Below are 17,980 nucleotides of genomic sequence, written 5' to 3' on the forward strand. Positions count from 1 at the left end.
GAGGATGAAGCGATGGGTTCAAAACGTGCAGGTACGGTTATCATCATCGGTAACCAGAAAGGCGGTGTAGTAAAGTCTCAGTCAACTAATGAAATAACCTACAACATGCAACAATCGGGGCTTAAAACGCTCATGATTGATTTTGATGCTACCTCAGGTCTGACAGAGAGAACATTCCCTGAGGAACTTCCCTTGTCGATTGACAAGGACCCAATGGGAAATGCATTTAATCCTGGCGAAGCCAATGCCCATCAGCTCTTCTATCTTAATACCGAGGTAAAGCCTCACGAACTGCCTGATGGTCGTCATATCATCGGCTCAACGAATGAGCTTAATGAGATCAACTATCGTCCTCAGGACTGCATTTTTGATTTTAAAGAGCGAATGGAAGCGTTGCGCTATGACTACGATTATATTTTCATTGACTCTGCACCTGACTACAGCAATTTGCTTATCGCTTCACATCTCGTGGCTGACTATCTGATGATACCGACGCTCCTCGAAAAGCAGTCTCGCATCGGCGTTGGTAAGCAGCTTTCATACATGCAAAGGATCAAAAAGAACTACAACCCCCAACTGAAATTTCTTGGGGCTTACGTTACTCAGGCATCAGTGCAGAGCTACAGTAAGGGCTTACTGGATGGTTACCTCAGCCCTGTTGAAACGCACAACTTAACTCAGCTTTTTGAGATACTGGCGGAAAAAAACTACGGTCCGGAAAAGGTTCTTGGGTACATCTCATGGGTTAAAAACCTTGCTAAAGAAGCAATTGAACTGGGGCAGACAATTAGAGAATACGCGCCAGCCAGTAAGCCTGCGCATCAATATCAGGAGCTGACAGCAAGAATCGTTGAGCTGACTGGAGGTAAGCAATAATGGCCTCCAGTAAATTTCAGAAAAAACTTCAGCAAAAGAAAGTCGGTAGTACTTCACCTAATCAGGTACTGCCGGAGGTTGCAGCGAGTGTGGCAACCCGTTCTGCTGCTGCGCCTACAGGTACTACTGAAGCCTTGCAAATTCGTTCCGAAATCGCACGCCCTTCACTTGAAACAGAAGGGCAGATAGTTCGCGTCAGGGCAGATGAAATTTACGAACTTGAGCAGGTTCGTCCTGAGGAAGACTTTGACGACGAAATCATTTCCGGCATGGTTGATTCTATGCAGGATTTTGGAACACTTTCGCCCGCTCGATGCTTCCCGAGAGACAAAAAGGGTTACCGCGTTTGGCTGGGTGCAACACGCATACGCTCTATGAAGAAGCGTGGGGATGAGTTCATTGAAATCTATATCGGTAAGCCGCCTAAGACCGAGAAAGAGCGAATTCTGGGCCAATTGATCGAGAACCTTCAGCAATCCGGACTTAAACCTCTGGCCACCGCTGTCAGTTTTGCCCAGCTGAAAGAAACGTTCGGTATGTCCGGGGAACAGATAGCTAAAGCGGTTGGAAAACCAACGGCTTTTGTCAGCAAACACATGCGCATAGAATCTGCTCCCGATAAAATCAAGAAGCTGCTTCGTAGCAAGGCGATTTCCGACGTTGATTTAATTTATTCGCTGATTCAGCTTAATGAATTGAATGAGAGTGCTGCAGATGCGCTCATTACCCAGGCGAACGCGGGACAGACGCTTACCCGTGCTCTGGTTAAGAGAAAACTTGATGAGCTCCGTGGGCGTCAGAAAAGCGTTCCGACAGAACCTACCCTGACAGGTCCTGAGATTTCGCATGCGAAATTTGAAGGCGGTGATACCGGTCATAATGATGGTTCCTCTCAGGAAGCAATACCTCCCTTTCCTGCCGATCCTGAAATCAGGCCCGAGCCAGTAAAATCAAAGCCCAAAACTGCCCTGCTTCCTGTTTATTCGTTCGAGGGGCAGGAATGCAACTTGATGCTCGATAAATCTCCTGACGATTTTGGCATGGTCTGGATCAAAACCATAGATGGCGAGATACATGTACCTGCAAGCGAAATTCTGCTCCTGGGTGTAAGGTAAAGCGATTGAGCAAGTATCCCGTCACCCCATTCACTGAGCTTGCAGGCAAGTTCCGGGGAAGCGTCATAAATATCTGGGCTAAAAGTTCAACAGGAACAGCGGCTGAAAAAGCCGCTTTCCTTACTGAACATGCCTGCCAAGCCGGACTAATCTCGCGTGAGACTGCGGTGCCAGGCTCTGCTCTAAGTGAATGGAGTAAGCGAAAGGTGTCCCCAATGTGGGCTGCTTTGTCAGCTTTCGATCTGCTTATAAAAAGCGGCTGGAGACCAGCGACAGAAACTGAATGGGCTGGTTTCGCTGCCCTATACATCCGTCTCCGGCTTGAAAATGACTGGGCATCCATTTGCGCTGCTTTGCCTGAGGGCATCTCACGTGAAGTTGCCACAGGGTGGATAATTGCAGCCATCGAAGAAGACCATCACTACCGTACGAGAAAAAAGCTATAGCGAGTAAGCCATGACATTTACTGAGCTCGATCATCTTATAAACGAATCAGGCCGTCGTTCACTTGCTTCCCGGCTCATCTCTGCACTGTTGGATGCACTCGATGCAGGGGAAGACACTCTGTCTCTGGACGTGTTTGAGAGAAACAGTGGTTATACGCGTACTAATATCAGGACTGTGGCATCTTTTCTGAGTAATGCCGGGGTTATAAACATCCTTTATTCAACTACCTCGAGTCCGGGTCTGCAGCTTCATGCTGAAGCAAAACGCGGGCGTTGGGCCAGACATCACTACGCTCTGACTAACCACGTCAGAGAATTACATCGCCGTTAAATTTCGCATGCGAAATTTTAAGCCTGGATATTAAGACAACAGGGAGTACAGAAGTGCGTAAGGTAAACTGGATGTTCATTGGATGTATAGCTTTGTGCATCTTAACAGGCCTAATTGCAATAGGCGTCTATGCGATTCATTTCGCCCATTATTCCTTGTCGGATAATCCTGCTGACTGGGGGGTTCTGGGCGATTACTTTGGCGGCTTACTGAATCCAATAATCTCTCTCGTCACCGTCATGCTTGTCCTCAAAACCTATCTAGCACAGAGGGAAGAGGTAAAACAAAACGATGTGGCAACTGCAGAGCAGCTTCAGGTTGCAAAAAGGACTGCCGAAATCCACTTGTTACAGACTAAAATTTCGGCTAGTTATGAAGTTCTCCGAGTACATCTGGGTGAACTGGATCGCGTTACTCAGTCTCACAATAATCCATATAACACCCGATTCTATGGAATGGATGGTAAAGATTATACAAACAGTTATGCCCGTGAGAGGTATCAATTTAAACTCGTGGATAATATAATTAGTGAGCAAAGTAAAATTAATAATTTGCTCGAGAACGCGGACATGAATGATACATTTCGTATCTGATCACATTACTCGTGCGACAGGGATATCGCTCCAGCGTGTGGTCCACGCCGGTGACAGCATATCCCGCTTCATCTTCCACTCGGTATCAATTCCCTGACCCGCAAACCATACTCGTCCCAGACCTGACTGATTTATGCCGTCGAGTACCTGCATCAGCTGCGTGCTGTTGGCCCGTGGCCGGTTGTCGTCAAACAGGTTGAGCTGGCTGACGCCGTGAGGCGTGAAGTCATCAAGCATGACACCGGCCTTCATGTACCTGTGGCCATCAATCCAGATACGGTCCAGCGCGCGCATGGCCACGCCGATGATGTCGCGCGTGTCCTGCGTGGGCAGGGTGAGTTTTTCCCCGGCCGTGTTGCCGTAAAACGTCTCGCCGACCGCATGCGGCGACGTCCGCACAAACACGCTGATGTGCCTGCAGTACTGGCGTTCGCCACGGAGCTTCTCGGCTGCGCGCGTGGCGTACTGACAGAGCGCCTGCTGCATGGCCACTTTGGTGGTAATGCGTGAACCGAAACTGCGGCTGCAGACAATCTGCTGCTTTGCCGGCGGCATCTCCTCCAGGGGAATGCACGCCTCGCCGTTCAGCTCCCGCACCGTCCTTTCCAGCACCACCGAAAAGTTCTTCCGGATGAAGGCGGGGTGCGTGCGTGCCAGCTCGAGCGCGTTTGTGATGCCGAGCAGGTTCAGCTTTTTGCCGATACGTCTGCCAACGCCCCAGATTTCCTCGACAGGCTGGCGCATCAGCAGCGCCTCGGTCCACTTCGGGTTTCCGGGCGTCAGCGCCAGTACGCCCTTAAACTGTGGCCACTCTTTGGAGGCCCACTGGGCTGATTTTGCTAAAGTTTTACTGGGGGCACTGCCGATCCCGATGGTCAGTCCGGTTCTGGCCAGAACATGGGCACGCAGCCGGTGCCCGAAGTGCTCAAAGTCTTCACAGCCATCGATGCCGGTCAGGTCGAGGAACATTTCATCGATAGAATACTGCTCCACTTTTGGCGTCATATCCTCCAGAGCAGACATCACACGCTGGCTAAGGCTATGATTTATGTGGAATGGAATTTCTAGAGTTGCTAGTAAAGAAGTTCTGGCAGCTATCAGCAAAAAGCGAATATTTATTTTGCGTCCATTGAGCAGCTCTACTGAGGTGATTTGAAAATTAATAAAAGCTGGAACTGGAAGGGCATAGAACTATGTTTTTGATTAAAATGCGAAAAACCAATTTATTAATCCTGATGTGAAGCCATGCCTAATTAACACATGGCTATGTGAGTATTAAGAGCCTGAACGCTTTGGAGATTTTGGAAAATGTACCAAGTTACCACTGTGACTGCCCACTTGCTCTTCACGCTTTTCGGCTAACATAGATTTCAATCTAGCCAAATGTACTACCGCTGCTTTCTTACCGGACAGATAGCCCTCAGGTAAACCAGCTAACATTTCAACATCAATAGCCGATAATCCCGCAAAAGCAGCCATTCCTTCAACAGAGATGATCCCCGAAGAAGACAATAATTCTATTGTACGTTTCAATAGACGTGGTTTTTCAGGGGCACGATAATCATCTCCGGGTTCTGACTTAACCCCCCAGCGTGCTGAACGGCGTTTGTAGAGGTTTTGCTTCTCATCATCAGTAATAATGCTCAGTGCGTGCAAACGCATTATGCTTGCTGCAACAGAAACCCCATATCTCTGTTTAGTTAAAAGCAGGCTGTCTAATGTGACAGGGGTCCTGATTTCCTCGGCAAATGTCTCAGCAGGTAGTAATAAAGCTCCGGCAAATTTATGAGCTTGGCTTTCTTTTAGTTTGTAACGTTCTGACTCAAGCTCATTGCCAACATACCTGTGAAGAATCAGGTGCCCAATCTCATGCGCAAGATCGAATCTGCTACGGAATGCATTGCCTTTATCCGAGGAAAGCAGAATAAAAGGAACTCCTAAAGTATCACTCCAGGCAGAAAGCCCTTCAATTTGAGCGACTCCAGTCTCTTCTCTAACAAGGATGATGCCGTTACTCTCTGCAGCTAAAGCAAGGTCGGGGATCTCCTTTGTACCAAGGTTCCACAAAGCGCGGCATTCATTAGCAGCATCTTCGATATCAGGATCACTTATCTCGTCAATATTGGTAAAAGTACGGTGTGGTAATTTTAATTTTGGCAGTTCAACAAATTCAGCGAGCTTAGTAACAAGTTCATTAGCCCACTGAATACGGATCTCCAGCATAGCTCGGGCTGCTACATGGGCAGAAGCATTACTCCTGAACAAGGGCTTCGACATCCCCGGCAATGGTGGGCGTGTAAACCATTCAGGAGTAACGTTGACGACGGAGGCGAGGCGCTCTAAAGCTTCTGACTCAGGAGCCTGAAGCCCAGAGCGCCATTTGCTGATAGTCGCAGGAGATACGCCAATCATAGTTGCCAGTTGAGTTTGTGATAGTCGTCTGGCGGCTAAAACTTGAGCTAATCTGTCAGGTTGGAATTCAGTAATTCCTCGGCTCATACATCATCATCCTTTGTGCCGTCACCTTTGATAACGCCTTTTCTCAATCCAGGGAACGCATTATCTTCTTGAGACGGAACAACATCATATCGGGTTAGAAAAAGTTCAATTGGTTCATGAAAAACCCAGTTCTTCCGGTCAGAACTTGGAACAACTAGCTCTATTGAAACAGGGGCTTCGGGCTGTGACTCCAGCGAACCAGAAAATCGACATACTATGAATAGTGTGGCTCTAGGTATATCAGAAGCTTCGGAGAATAAATCCGGTTGTACTACTTTTTCCAAATAAACGTTCTCAGCGATAAGTGCTTGCTTACGTTTGCTGCGAAAAAGTTTTTTCCACTGATTATCGCTATAACTTTCACGAGCAATAGTGAAGATACCACAATGACCTTCAACTATTCGGTTGCCCGACAACTTACCGGGATTACAACCATTTGCTTCAAATACCTCATGAATAGTTTCATTCAAATTCAGATAGCGCTCAAGTCCTAGGGCTGTCGCTCTATGACCTTGATTCTTCTTTTTTGCGGAATCAAATGAACGCTTTGACGCCGCATAAATCGCGTCAGAAAGGGCCATGAGAAGTTGTTTTGGGACATGCTTGACGATAAGATCTGCCACTTTTGATTTTTTCACGACCATTTCCTATCACTGTCACTGATAGTCGCGATTTTACATCTTTATTTTTTCGCGTGTCTACGTTTTTATCTTAAAAAATTTCCTTTAAGAGGTGTGCCGTATGTTAATCAGGGTGCGAACGCCATTCCTCTGACTCTGCGGAGAACAGAAAATACCGCTCATTAAATGGACGGCGATTCACCAGATGAGGGAATAGACTTAATCTTGTAACGTGTAGAAATGTAAAGGAATAACGATATCTGTTTGATGCGCATAGGCTCCCATCTTATCCCCTATGCTTTATCTGTTGATCTTATTAAGGGCCCGGTCAAGTTTTTCGGTATCCTGTTCGACTATGGCTTTCTCATCGGGGGTTAGCGGAACCTCTTCTAGATAACGCTTGATGGATGCTTTACTCTCCAGTAAGAGTCCGCGCGCGCTGTCTTTCAGCAGATTAAAGTCGCAGCCGATACAGGCCATTCTATGCGGACAGCTGCTCCAGAAAGGGTTAGTACAGTACGAATCGCCTAAATCATAATATGTCGCGGGTCCGGTGAGGCTGGCAGCTTCAGGATCGTGATCAACCAGCACGCTAATCATGTGGGCGACTCTGTCTGCTTTGACGAACGAGGCAGCCAGCTGAGTCGGTCGGATACGCAGATAATGCATGGTGGACTGAGGCGTGGAATGCCCCGTCCACTGCATCAGTTCGTACAGCGACATTCCTTGGGGTACGCTGGCCAGTGCGGTCACTGCTGAGGCCCGTCCGCGGTGGCTGGTTATCACTCCGTAGCTGTCTTCTGTAGGAACGCCTGCTCTTGCACACAGCATCGGAATCAGCGTACGGTTTAGAATGGCACCACCGGCAGGTTTACCGCGGTACTGAAACAGAAACCGCACTTTTTCGCCGGTGCGCTCGTCGGCAAGCATCGCCTGTTCTACCGGGCGTTCGGCCAGCCAGATATCGACATACTTTTTCACGACGGCCGCGACTGGTTTAACAAAGGCTTTAGAAGTTTTACCAGCAGGGATATTCAGATAGCACAGGGTACTGGCCGGGATGATGCTGCCGTCTTCTTTCACAATATCTTCAGCCTGCGGTGTGATACATCCAGTGGTCAGCCGGAGCAGTTCACCCTTCCTGAGCCCAGCATGGGTCCAGATTACAGCCATAGCCTGTAGCATGGCCAGCGGGTAATGTATTTCAGTGAGCAGGTCTTCCTGACGCAGATTAAGGCTGGCCCATATCAGCTTCAGCCAGACCGGATCGTCGATAACCCGGGGATTGACGCCGCGCCGGAAAAGAGGAGTATCCGGTGTGGAGAGGTGACGTGCAGGGCTGAAACGTAGACGCCCCCACCCCCAGTTCTCATAGTCGTTCATAAAGCGACGGATAGAGTAAATAAAATTTGCACGAGAGTGAGGCATCATGGGCTCGCCGGAACGTGCTGACTTCCGGACACCTCTTTCCGTACCCAGTTGAAGTTCATCCACGTTCATCCGGCCTACCGCCGCGATAAAGCTTGCACAGATTTCCATGGTCCAGTCCGCGGGCTCCCTCACTTCCGGATGGGCCTCTGCCAGCCACAGGCCGCAACGCAAAATAAAGCTGTACTGGTTTTCGCGGGTGCGAGGCCTGAGCACAGATGTTTCTCGCCAGCGCCGGCACCAGTTCACCCAAGCCGGATCGATTCCTTCCACCGGTTTATCGTACCATTTCGTATAATTACGCATTCTAAGCGGTGCGCTGATAATCCCCAGCGCGGCGAGCCCGTGTGAAACCCGCCCGACATACCGGGAAGTCCGTGCCGCTATGCTGGTCTGAACCTGCCACAGCAGTTCCGGCGTAAATGTCTCAAGCCGCGGATCCCTGTTTACGATCATTAGCGTGGCCAGAATTCCTGACATATGCGTGTTCTGGCTGCCGGGTGCATAGCCCAGCGACTTTAAAATGTCAGTCAGCCGACGCAGTTCCCTGAAGTAAATGGTTTTTCCGAAAATTGCACATGCATAAAGTGCCGGCTTCCGGATATCAGGAAGACTGAGCGTGTCATGCAGACCAGCCAGATGCCAGGCAAATGCTGCCATCAAGGGACGGCCTTGTGTAGTGTTTTGGCACAGTGTTTGCCAGCGTATTTGTGGCCACTGCCAGCAAGGCATGCCGGACAAATGTATTTCTCTCAGAATATTCAGTATGACCAGAGCAGAGACTTCCTTGCTGGTACCACTGTCTGTGGCTATGTCATACAGCGGTCTGATGATATTCGGTACGGGTCTCATACGTAACATATGGCCCCGACCAACATGGGTACTCAGCTCCGTTTTTTCAGCCATTGTCAGTGAAATATCAAGCCTGTACACGGAAAGGTCGAAGGGGACCCACACATTCTCAGGTTGTTTAGACGGTTCCATATTATTTTCCTCTGCTGAAAATAAGGTTAGCCATTCGGCTGTCTGCCGTTTCAATGGCCCCGGCCATCCTGGCAGCAAGATCCCGACCCGACAGGTGAATATAAATCTGGGTGGTCACCGGATCGCGGTGTCCCGCATAGGTCGCAAGCTCGTGCAGCTTCCAGCCTGCGCGCGCCAGGTGCGTCAACCGCAAGTGCCGGAAAGTGTGCGTTGAGATATCCGGCATCCCGGTCTCCAATGCCCATTTTCGTACCGTTTTGCTCCATGTCCAAAACGAAAGCGGCGCGCCCTGATTACGATCGGACTGAGAACGGAACAGAGCCCCCCGTGCTATTCCGGTGCGCTTTATCTGCATAAGGTGTGCCGTAAGTACGGGTACTATTGCCGGGCTGTAACAGACAATCCGTTCACGCTGGCTCTTCGTGGTTTCTGCCCGAATGCGAATGAGACGGTGTGCAAAATCGAAGTCTTCGATACTCAGCGAGGTTACCTCCGACCGCCGCAGCGCCCCGTAATAGGTTAAGGCCAGCATCAGGCGGTCGCGGAGCGGAGAATCGGCGGCATGGAAAAGAAAAGACTGCCACTGCGCATCGTCAGGAATACGTGGCAGTTTTACAACGCGTGGGACCAGCCCCCGGCCTGAATTCAGCATGCCGGGCGTGCCGGAGCGGGGTAACGGATTTACCGTGCACAGGTCCAAGTACACGAGAAAGTCATACCAGAGACGGATCGCAGACAGGCGAAGTTGAAGCGTGGCGCTGGCCGCGGGAAAAGGCATACCGGGTAGCTGAGGACTGATATAGGCTGCTAAGTCTTCAAACCGGGCTTTTTCAGGTTCGATACTGCGCTGGCTGCAGAATGCAAAATAATGATGGAGGGCACTGCGGTAGGCCGTGAGCGTAGCCTGCGCCCGCCCCAGATCGGATAAGAGTTTCAGCCAGCGCTCTGCGAGCAACAGGACATGTTCATTCGGAGGAATCAGCATTGCGTTCACCTCTGTCAGCAGTGTTGCTGCTCAAAGTTTACTCAGCTAATGTTGCATTCCACTTAACATACTATAACGCATAATTTGAACTGAAGACATGCACTTTTTCCGGGAAATCCAGCGTCTTTATCTGGAACCACGGCGTCCCCATTTTTATGCCCAGGGCTTTGGCTCCTTTGCTTCTTGCTATGACGCAGCCATCGTTGTTCGAAAGGACGACGACAGGTTTTCCCCGCAAATCAGGCCTGAACAGGGCCTCACAGGACGCGTAGAAGCTGTTGACGTCAGCCAGACCAAACATCGGCATGGTTACCTCCGGCGCGCCTCGGTATTGTGGAAAAACCAGGTGACCACGCCCAGCAGTTGCAGCTCCTCGGGGTATATTACCGGATAGGCCGGGTTCATCGGGCGCAGCGCAATCTGTGGCTGCAGCTGCAGGCGCTTGACGGTGAACTCCCCGCCCACCTCTGCGATGACGATGTCACCGTGCGTGGCTTCCTTTGCGCGATCGACGACCATCACGTCGCCGTCGTACAGCCCCAGGTCTTCCATGCTGCTGCCGCTGGCGCGCACGAAAAACGTGGCGGCCCGGTGGGTGATGCAGAGCTCGTTCAGGTCCAGCTCTGCCTCGACGTAGTCGGTGGCAGGGGAGGGGAACCCGGCGGCGCAGCGCTCAACAAACAGCGGGATGCGCATCACGGGACGGATGTCGGCAGGCCTGAATACTGTCAGCCCGCCCCGGGAGGATGTTGCTTTCATGGCGCCGCTCTCCGGACTGAATGGCCTGAAGCCGGTGCGGCAGTGAATGATTCTGACATGATAAATTCCCCCTTAAATAATGCTGTATATAAAAACAGTATTATTGAGCCGGAGTCGCATGGCAAGGGGAACCGGACGCCAGGCAATTCAGGGGACGCTTATCTTACTGAGCAGGCTAATAATTTTTTTGTCAGGTAGTTTCAGTCAGGGGAGCGCGTAAGCAGTCGTTGCTGACATAAGTGAAATGACGCTTCCCCGACACGGCTGTTCGTTCCTCGCTCCGCTGCGGTACGCCTCAGCCGTGTTCTGCGGCGAGCGTTGCCTGCTCACGTTTTAAGGGCGGTATTATCTGGCTGTGTGAACGTTGAACAGGGCAGGTGCATGTTTTATGCTCGGGTGAAAATCACGGACGAAGGAAGCTTGTATGGATGAGCATGAATCAGTGGGCCGTTTTCTGGCGTCCCTGCTGGGTGAATACGACATGAGCGTGGACAAATTTTGCCGGCGTTCCGGGCTGCGGGAGCATGAGGTCCGCCTCATTCTCAGGGATGTGATGACGGTGACGCCTGCGTTGGCGGAAAAGCTGGGCCGCGTGTTTTATTCGCCCGGTTTCTGGCTGGTCCGGCAGGCGATGTCGGAACTCAGGAAGCTCAGTCACGACAGCTAAAAAAAGCCCGGTATGCCGGGCAAAATAAGTCAAAAACAGCCATCTTTAGCTGACACGACGGTATGCAGCGAAAGAAAGCGTAGCCACCTTTTTGTTCATCTCTGTAAGCATCCTGTTTCACTTTGTGAGCACCTGTATAACGGCAGGGCAGGTGCTGACTGAAGTTACGTGTTCAGTTAAAAAGCTCATTGCTCACGCTTGCAGACGGGCGGGGCAGTCGACAGAATAACCCCCTCTGCCACAGGCAGAGTAACCCACTTGAAGTCTGATGATTTGCCGCCCTCTGAGCAGGGCGGTTTTTTTTCGCCCAGGCATGGCGCGGGTATTCAGCCTGCCAGCAGAGAGCCGGGAAAGTGATATGCGCAAAAAAAAGCCCGTCAGCACGAAGGCGACGGGCCTGCCCGGAGGCGAGGACATCTTTCTGACAACGAACACATCACAGCGACACACAGTAAACCCGCGCTTTGTGACATTCTACTGTCAGGTGAGGTCAGACTTTATCGCGGTTTGAGGCTTCTCTCTGTGGTCTGATGCTCCAGGCACCGCATAAAGTTCTCAATGATGCCTACGGCATGCGTCATGGCCAGCAGCTCTGCCGCAGCCATCACGTCCGTGCGCAGCAGCACCTCCATGACGCCGGGCTCACTGAGTACCGGCGTCATTTTGTTGACCCGGTCTATCAGATGCGCCCAGTTGTTGACGAAAGTATCCGGGTCAGCATAGGTTCCGTCCCTCAGCTGCGTGTAAATCGCGTCCAGATCCGCTTTCATCGACCTGACGGCCTTCATCAGTTTCTCATCAGGATGTGGCTGGTCATCATCAGACACGGAATGCCTCCACCATACCTCTCAGCGCGTGCGCCTGCTCAGACAGCGAGCGTGAGGCCGATGAGGACTCCTCGACCAGCGCCGCGTTGTTCTGCGTCACGCCGTCCATCTGACTCACGGCCACGCTCACCTGGGAAATCCCCTGCATCTGCTCCGACGAGGCCAGGGCAATCGTGTCCATGGAGTCGGCCAGTTCGCCGACCATGCCGACAATCTTCAGGATGCTCTGTCCGGTCCCCGACGCGACCTCCACGCCGCTTTCCACCTGAGCGACGGCCTGTTCAATCAGCGCCTTGATGTCCTTCGCGGCCGTGGCGCTGCGCTGCGCCAGCGTACGGACCTCGCCGGCCACCACGGCAAAACCGCGGCCCTCTTCACCGGCACGTGCTGCCTCCACCGCGGCGTTGAGCGCCAGAATATTGGTCTGGAATGCGATGCCTTCAATCACCGACGTGATGTCCCGGACCTTAAGGGCACTTTCCTGGATGCTGTGCATGGTCTCGGTCATGTCGCGCACCTTTTCCTTGTCGCCATCCACCGTCCGCGCGGTCTCGCGGGCGGACTCTGCGGTCTGCTGTGCACCGGCCGTGTTGCTTTTCACCGTGGCGGTGAGCTGCTCCATGCTGGCGGCCGTTTCCTGCAGCGCGGCTGCCTGCTCTTCGGTCCGGGAGGACAGCTCGGTGTTGCCCTGCGCAATTTCGTCGGCGGCCAGCGCGACCGAGGCGGCGGTCTCTTTAATCTGCGTCACCAGGCCGCGCAGGCTGGCCTGCATAGTACCGAGGGAGGCAAGCAGGCTGGTTGTGTCGTTTCGGCGAAGCGTTACGGGTGACGTCAGGTCACCGGCTGCGATGGTTGCGGCCAGCGCCTGCGCCTGCGCGGGTTCGCCGCCCAGCTGGCGCATCAGTATCCGGATGACCACAAAGCAGGCGCCCGCCGCCACAAGGACGGAGGTGCCCGTCAGCAACATCAGGATGAGCGAGGCGCGGTCGGTGGCGGTACTGTTCTGCTCCACCGCAATCTGACTGTTACGCTCCTGTATCTCGGCCATATCTTTAAGGGCCGCGAGAAGCTTACCCTGAACCGGGCGTAACTCCCGGATGAGGTAATCCGCTGCCTGCTTGTCAAGGTTGGCCAGCCCGAGCTGAAGGCCTTTATCCACGGCTGCAAAGGTTGGGCCTTCGGCGTCGGTGATACGTCTGTAAGCTTCCCGGCCAGCAGGAGTCGAATCGGTCTTCATGATGTCGGCCAGGGCCTGCCGGTTGGCGATAAACAGGGCTTTCTGTTTGTTGATGCGCTCAACTTCAGGCTTCATCAGCGCCGGATCACTGAACAGGATAATGTTCCTGACCGTAATGGCGATGTCCCTGTTTTCACCGAACATCGCCTGAGCGAGCTGATATTTCTTCATTTTACGGTTAACAGTGTCGTCCATGCCCTCACGGGCATGATGAAGCGCCTGCAGTGCCGTGCCGGTGCACAGCGTGAGCAGGATAATGAGCAGGCCAAAACCTGCGACAAGGCGGGTGGAAATTTTCATAAACGTTCTCTTTTTAAAGTTATCTGCTGTGTTTGTGTTTGCTAACCACAGGTTACTATCGGCACGCGGTATCACGGGTTCTATGTCTTTATTGGCAAATTTTTCTTATCAGTTAACGGCCGTTAATCACCGCTTTTTGCGGCCGTCGCTGCGCTCCGCTTTTAAGCGGCGTGGCGGCTTCGCCTGACGCCGGACTTCACCGTTTCCCTCTGACGCATTTCTCTCTTTCTCTTTTTTCGGGGCCTGCACCGTGCCTTCACGTTAGCCGGGCCGCTGCGCAGTCAAGTGCCGCTGGCGCTCGTCCTGCTTGTATGTTCATAAAGCCCGTTTAGACTGGCTACACGATGCTGCAGCACGACCGTCCTGCTGGGTTTTGAAGCCCGAGGGTGAGCCGGACCGCGCAGCATTCTTTTCATAAGCAGCCCGAACAACTGCCTGGGCGGTTAATACCAGCCCGAATTTTGCAAGACCGGGAGAACTGAAATGAACATGAAAACTGTCATAGGTATTGATATAGCCAAGAAGAGCTTTGATGTGTGTATCAGTGACAACTCAGACACCTTTCATTTTGAAAACTCAGCGAAAGGTTTTGATGAACTGTTGAATCTGGATTCAGTGAGAAAACAACAGATCAGTCTTTTTGTTATTGAAGCAACGGGTAACTACCACAGAGCACTTGTAGATGTACTGGAACTCAATGGTTTTGCCGTTGCTGTGGTTAACCCCCGCCTGATAAAGAACTTCAGCCGGGCTATGGGAATTAGATCAAAAACTGACATTCAGGATGCCAAAGTTATTCACGAGTACGGCGTGCGTATGGAGCCGCCGGTCAGACAAAAGTGTGACAGTGAGCTCTTGAGGCTTAAAGCAATGGCGAGCCGCCGTCGTCAGCTTGTTGCCAGTCGCACGATGGAAACGAATCGTCTCGAAGCGCAGACAGATCAGGAAATCAAGTCCGACATACGACGTCATATTCATTGGCTGACATCAGAAATCAAGCGCATCGATGCAGTCCTCGCTGAAAGAATCGGTAAAATGCCCATGCTGAAAGAAAAAGTGAAATTGCTAAGGGAAGTTAAAGGGGTAGGGCCGGTTGTGATGGCAGGATTACTTACTCAGGTGCCTGAACTGGGAACGCTTGATCGCCGCAAAATCAGTGCCCTCATAGGGCTTTGCCCTTATTCGCGGGATAGTGGTAATTTCAGGGGGAAGAGGACTATATGGGAGGGCCGATCTGATATCCGTTCAATGCTGTATATGGCTGTACTTTCGGCTATACGTTATAACCCGGAAATTAAGGCTTTTTATGAAAATCTGATCGCCAGAGGAAAGGTTTTCAAGGTTGCCATAACGGCATGTATGCGAAAGCTGATAACAATCATAAATGCAATAGTCCGTGATGGAGAAAAAAAGACCGTAGGGCAGGCGATCTTAATTCAGAAGTCTTGCGTACATTAAAGTGACACTATCAACCGATAGTTGCATCTAATGTTAGGTCGGGGACTCATGTCCGCTTTGTGCCAAAAGCGGACGTTGCTTGCATCATGGAATGTTAGTTTACCGAGAGCAGGCCAGCGCCTCTATGCAGCTAACCCCGCCTCTAATGATTTGCTGCATATCGCCATTTTTAAATTTGAAGTCTGATTGATGAAACTGCGTAGTAAGAGATTTGACTGAATGGCCGGATGGCGCGAGTGCAGAACAGCGCCCCAGGGGGAAGGTGTAACGCGCCGTCCGGCACGAGAGGAATTATGAAGGCCATCCGCAATAGAAACAACTATAAAGAGGAACGCGTCGCAGGTTGCATTACGGATGTTATGAGCGTAGCTCATATGGGCAGTTGGGGGGTAATGCCAAATATTTCAACAGGCGTTCAATTAGTCCACCGGGCCTTTAATTGCAACAGTATAACTTTATCATGGTTTTAAAGGAGATAAGCCATCCCTCAAGATGGCTTATCAAATGCAAATACAGAAGAAGTTTTGTAAAAATGTTGCCGCATTAAATGGCACACAACTAAAGTATTTGAACCAATTATACAGCGTTTGTGCGGAATACGCTGACAGCATCCCTCAGGCTTGCGGCCCGGCTTGCAAGTTCATCAGCAGATGATGCAGACTCTTCAACCAGTACGGCATTCTGCTGCGTAACCTGATCCATCTGTGTCACCGCAATATTTATCTGAGATATGCCCGCACTTTGTTCTTCAGAAGAAGATGAAATCTCTCTGACTAATTGAGATGTTTGCTCAATAGCTTCCACGCTTTGCTTAACTTTTTCACCGGCATCCAGGGCCATCGAAATTCCCTGTTCGGCATGCTCAACTGACTGCTCAATCAGTCCTTTGATCTCCTTCGCCGCTCCAGCCGATCGCTGTGCGAGTGCCCTGACTTCAGATGCAACAACAGCAAAGCCCTTGCCGTGCTCACCTGCCCGGGCAGCTTCAACGGCTGCGTTTAAAGCAAGAATATTAGTCTGAAACGCTATCCCGTCAATAACGGAGATGATTTCTTTAATCTGCCCCGCACTGTTGCTTATTTTTTCCATTGAAGCCAGCACTGACTCCATCGCCTCACCGCCTCTTAAGGCCGCACTGGTAGCGGAGTTGGCCATTTCAGCAGCATGGCGCGTGTTATCTGCATTATTGCCGATAATTGACGATAACTGCTCCATACTGGCCGCAGTCTCAGCCAGAGAGGCTGCCTGTTGTTCAGTTCGCGCAGAAAGATCACCATTTCCGCGAGCAATTTCTTCAGATGAGGTAGCAATAGTGACAGCGTTGCTTTTGATGTTTTCAACCGTAAGTGTAAGTCGCTGACTCATTTGCAGTAATGCCTTGAGCAGCCCGGCAGTTTCATTACGTCCTGTCACCGTAAATGTTGACGTAAGGTCACCACCTGCGACTTCAAGCGCCAGCTTTGATGCTGCACTGACAGGTCTGGTAACGGAGCGAATGATAACCAGAGCGAAAATTACTGCCAACAGGACGATAAAAACAAGAACGGTCAGTAGTGCATATTGTGCATATCGGTGTTCCTTAATCTGCGCATTCAGTATTTCACTCAGCTCATTACCTCCACCAATGGCGTAGTCGCTGAATTTGTTAATAGCGTGCGTAAAGAGCGCTGCATAGTCCTTCGGGTTTTGATTCGTCATGCTCCGGTTAATAAAAATCGCCTCAGCGGTTTTGAGAGCACTGTTTGCCTCCTGAACGGCTGCATCTGCATCTGCACTGAACTTTTGCTTAAGTGTGTTATCAGATAAAAATAGTTTTTCAGAATCCTGAACAAATAAATTCAGGTTATACGAACCATTACTGATTAAAGACTCCATACGGACAGAGTCTGCTTCACTTATGCTTTCATTTCGGGCAAGAAGGGAAGTGCCGAATGCACGTATTTTCCCAAGGCTTTCGGTCAATTCAGGCAATGATGAAAAATTACTCGTAATTAAACGGTACGTGTTGATATCTGAATCGAGAGAAAGGCCGTAAAAATCCAGCACATCACGGTTCGCGTTCAAAAGGTTGCGAATGAGGAGGGCATGCGCATCAAGACTGGCTGTCAGAGTCAGTTGTGAAGAATCGATTCTCTGCTGTAGCTGGCTCCACTGTGTGCGCACATCATTAATTTTGCTGATTATGGCAGCGCTGCCTTCTGTCTTGGCCATATCTTTAGTAATAACGTCAGTAATGTTTTCAATTTCATCTCTGACCTGAACGCGGGACGGTGTTGCTGGATTTTTAGTTGCAATGGCAAGGGCGGTTTCTGCACGATGGCGCTGTATCAAATTGAGTAGGGCTAAAATCTTATTTTCTACGGGTACACCTGTTACCTCCCTTTGCTTATCCTGAATGTATTTATTACCTTCGGAAACAAAAAGCATGGTAGGAACTGAGAACAGGACAAGGGAAAACAGGCCCAGAATGGCAAATTTGGCGGTAAGACTTATATTGTTAAGAATCTTATTCATTTATAATTCCTGGTGAATTAATTCGTTATAGTGACAATTACAAAAGATACATTTGCAAAGCACCTTAACCTTTTTATCGGTTATTCCTTCATTAACTTTATACCGCATTGTTGATTTACTGCTTTACGGAATAAACTTTTAGTAACGCTAAACAAAGCACTTAAGCTAAATAATCATTTTTTCTCGGGATGAAGTTCTGTTCGCAGCGGCATTAGTTGACCTGCCCCCGGGATTAGATACAACCGTCAGTTAGTAATGTCGGTACCTTCACTCTCAGAATTACCCTTTCTCCAGCTCGCTGCAAATTCAGACGGCGTCTGATAATTCAGCGTGGAGTGCGG

Annotated in this window: 13 protein-coding genes and 2 pseudogenes; 5 read left to right on the forward strand and 10 right to left on the reverse strand. The window is 50.7% G+C overall.

The genetic code is table 11. The features are described from left to right. Window positions 1-12 precede the first annotated feature (12 nt). From NR177_RS21315 to NR177_RS21325, 3 genes are all read left to right on the forward strand, one after another. Window positions 13-876: a ParA family protein gene (locus NR177_RS21315; protein WP_256853589.1), complete on the forward strand. Its 864-nt coding sequence runs from the start codon at window positions 13-15 to the stop codon at window positions 874-876. Beyond that, complete coding sequence (locus tag NR177_RS21320) at window positions 876-1,991, forward strand: ParB/RepB/Spo0J family partition protein (RefSeq protein WP_256853590.1); 1,116 nt, start codon at window positions 876-878, stop codon at window positions 1,989-1,991. Before NR177_RS21315 ends, NR177_RS21320 begins: the two co-directional genes overlap by 1 nt. Before the next feature lie 830 nt (window positions 1,992-2,821). Next, window positions 2,822-3,361 carry a hypothetical protein gene (locus tag NR177_RS21325; RefSeq protein WP_256853591.1) on the forward strand — a complete coding sequence of 180 codons (540 nt, stop codon included), beginning with the start codon at window positions 2,822-2,824 and terminating at the stop codon, window positions 3,359-3,361. On the opposite strand, the pseudogene umuC reads toward NR177_RS21325, so the two are convergent. The 7 genes and pseudogenes from umuC to umuD form a co-directional block, all read right to left on the reverse strand. Further along, window positions 3,362-4,417, reverse strand: a pseudogene (gene umuC, locus NR177_RS21330) (translesion error-prone DNA polymerase V subunit UmuC); the annotation flags it as partial. It lies immediately after the preceding gene. Window positions 4,418-4,636: 219 nt separating this feature from the next. Next, window positions 4,637-5,860, reverse strand: a complete 1,224-nt coding sequence (locus NR177_RS21335; RefSeq protein ID WP_256853592.1) for an XRE family transcriptional regulator — start codon at window positions 5,858-5,860, stop codon at window positions 4,637-4,639. After that, entirely contained in the window at window positions 5,857-6,504 is a 648-nt protein-coding gene (locus NR177_RS21340; protein WP_256853593.1) for a hypothetical protein, read from the reverse strand. The genes NR177_RS21335 and NR177_RS21340 overlap by 4 nt, the downstream gene beginning before the upstream one ends. Before the next feature lie 276 nt (window positions 6,505-6,780). Then, a complete protein-coding gene (locus NR177_RS21345) occupies window positions 6,781-8,892 on the reverse strand; it encodes a tyrosine-type recombinase/integrase (protein WP_256853594.1) in 2,112 nt (703 codons plus the stop codon). 1 nt (window position 8,893) lies between these two features. Then, window positions 8,894-9,877 carry a site-specific integrase gene (locus tag NR177_RS21350; protein ID WP_256853595.1) on the reverse strand — a complete coding sequence of 328 codons (984 nt, stop codon included), beginning with the start codon at window positions 9,875-9,877 and terminating at the stop codon, window positions 8,894-8,896. A gap of 73 nt (window positions 9,878-9,950) precedes the next feature. Beyond that, window positions 9,951-10,178: pseudogene (locus tag NR177_RS21355) on the reverse strand (DNA polymerase V subunit UmuC); the annotation flags it as partial. 8 nt (window positions 10,179-10,186) lie between these two features. Then, window positions 10,187-10,636 (reverse strand): translesion error-prone DNA polymerase V autoproteolytic subunit, encoded by a 450-nt coding sequence (umuD, locus tag NR177_RS21360; RefSeq protein WP_110287057.1) that lies wholly within the window; start codon window positions 10,634-10,636, stop codon window positions 10,187-10,189. Window positions 10,637-11,060: 424 nt separating this feature from the next. On the opposite strand from umuD, the gene NR177_RS21365 reads away from it, so the two are divergent. Beyond that, a complete protein-coding gene (locus tag NR177_RS21365; RefSeq protein ID WP_116585160.1) occupies window positions 11,061-11,303 on the forward strand; it encodes an XRE family transcriptional regulator in 243 nt (80 codons plus the stop codon). Window positions 11,304-11,800: 497 nt separating this feature from the next. Here NR177_RS21365 and NR177_RS21370 read toward each other — a convergent pair whose 3' ends face one another. Continuing rightward, on the reverse strand, window positions 11,801-12,130 hold the full coding sequence (locus tag NR177_RS21370) for a hypothetical protein (protein WP_116585159.1): 330 nt from the start codon (window positions 12,128-12,130) through the stop codon (window positions 11,801-11,803). Further along, complete coding sequence (locus NR177_RS21375; protein WP_256853596.1) at window positions 12,123-13,667, reverse strand: methyl-accepting chemotaxis protein; 1,545 nt, start codon at window positions 13,665-13,667, stop codon at window positions 12,123-12,125. Before NR177_RS21375 ends, NR177_RS21370 begins: the two co-directional genes overlap by 8 nt. Before the next feature lie 483 nt (window positions 13,668-14,150). Here NR177_RS21375 and NR177_RS21380 point away from each other — a divergent pair, with 483 nt between their 5' ends. Then, the gene (locus tag NR177_RS21380; RefSeq protein WP_256853597.1) at window positions 14,151-15,125 is read left to right on the forward strand and encodes an IS110 family transposase; all 975 of its coding nucleotides are present in this window, start codon (window positions 14,151-14,153) and stop codon (window positions 15,123-15,125) included. Window positions 15,126-15,701: 576 nt separating this feature from the next. Here NR177_RS21380 and NR177_RS21385 read toward each other — a convergent pair. Then, window positions 15,702-17,639: a methyl-accepting chemotaxis protein gene (locus NR177_RS21385; RefSeq protein ID WP_256853598.1), complete on the reverse strand. Its 1,938-nt coding sequence runs from the start codon at window positions 17,637-17,639 to the stop codon at window positions 15,702-15,704. Between the last annotated feature and the right edge of the window lie 341 nt (window positions 17,640-17,980).

This window comes from Pantoea sp. Fr+CA_20 (genome assembly GCF_024520835.1).
GTDB classification, from domain to species: Bacteria; Pseudomonadota; Gammaproteobacteria; order Enterobacterales; family Enterobacteriaceae; genus Pantoea; species Pantoea allii.

What these genes read in the sequence shown, in the direction of transcription:
- NR177_RS21380 (WP_256853597.1), top strand. Translation starts at nt 14,151, where the DNA reads ATGAACATGAAAACTGTCATAGGTATTGATATAGCCAAGAAGAGCTTT.
- NR177_RS21345 (WP_256853594.1), bottom strand. Translation starts at nt 8,892, where the DNA reads ATGGAACCGTCTAAACAACCTGAGAATGTGTGGGTCCCCTTCGACCTT.
- NR177_RS21385 (WP_256853598.1), bottom strand. Translation starts at nt 17,639, where the DNA reads ATGAATAAGATTCTTAACAATATAAGTCTTACCGCCAAATTTGCCATT.
- NR177_RS21335 (WP_256853592.1), bottom strand. Translation starts at nt 5,860, where the DNA reads ATGAGCCGAGGAATTACTGAATTCCAACCTGACAGATTAGCTCAAGTT.
- NR177_RS21365 (WP_116585160.1), top strand. Translation starts at nt 11,061, where the DNA reads ATGGATGAGCATGAATCAGTGGGCCGTTTTCTGGCGTCCCTGCTGGGT.
- NR177_RS21315 (WP_256853589.1), top strand. Translation starts at nt 13, where the DNA reads ATGGGTTCAAAACGTGCAGGTACGGTTATCATCATCGGTAACCAGAAA.
- NR177_RS21350 (WP_256853595.1), bottom strand. Translation starts at nt 9,877, where the DNA reads ATGCTGATTCCTCCGAATGAACATGTCCTGTTGCTCGCAGAGCGCTGG.
- NR177_RS21340 (WP_256853593.1), bottom strand. Translation starts at nt 6,504, where the DNA reads ATGGTCGTGAAAAAATCAAAAGTGGCAGATCTTATCGTCAAGCATGTC.
- umuD (WP_110287057.1), bottom strand. Translation starts at nt 10,636, where the DNA reads ATGAAAGCAACATCCTCCCGGGGCGGGCTGACAGTATTCAGGCCTGCC.
- NR177_RS21375 (WP_256853596.1), bottom strand. Translation starts at nt 13,667, where the DNA reads ATGAAAATTTCCACCCGCCTTGTCGCAGGTTTTGGCCTGCTCATTATC.
- NR177_RS21320 (WP_256853590.1), top strand. Translation starts at nt 876, where the DNA reads ATGGCCTCCAGTAAATTTCAGAAAAAACTTCAGCAAAAGAAAGTCGGT.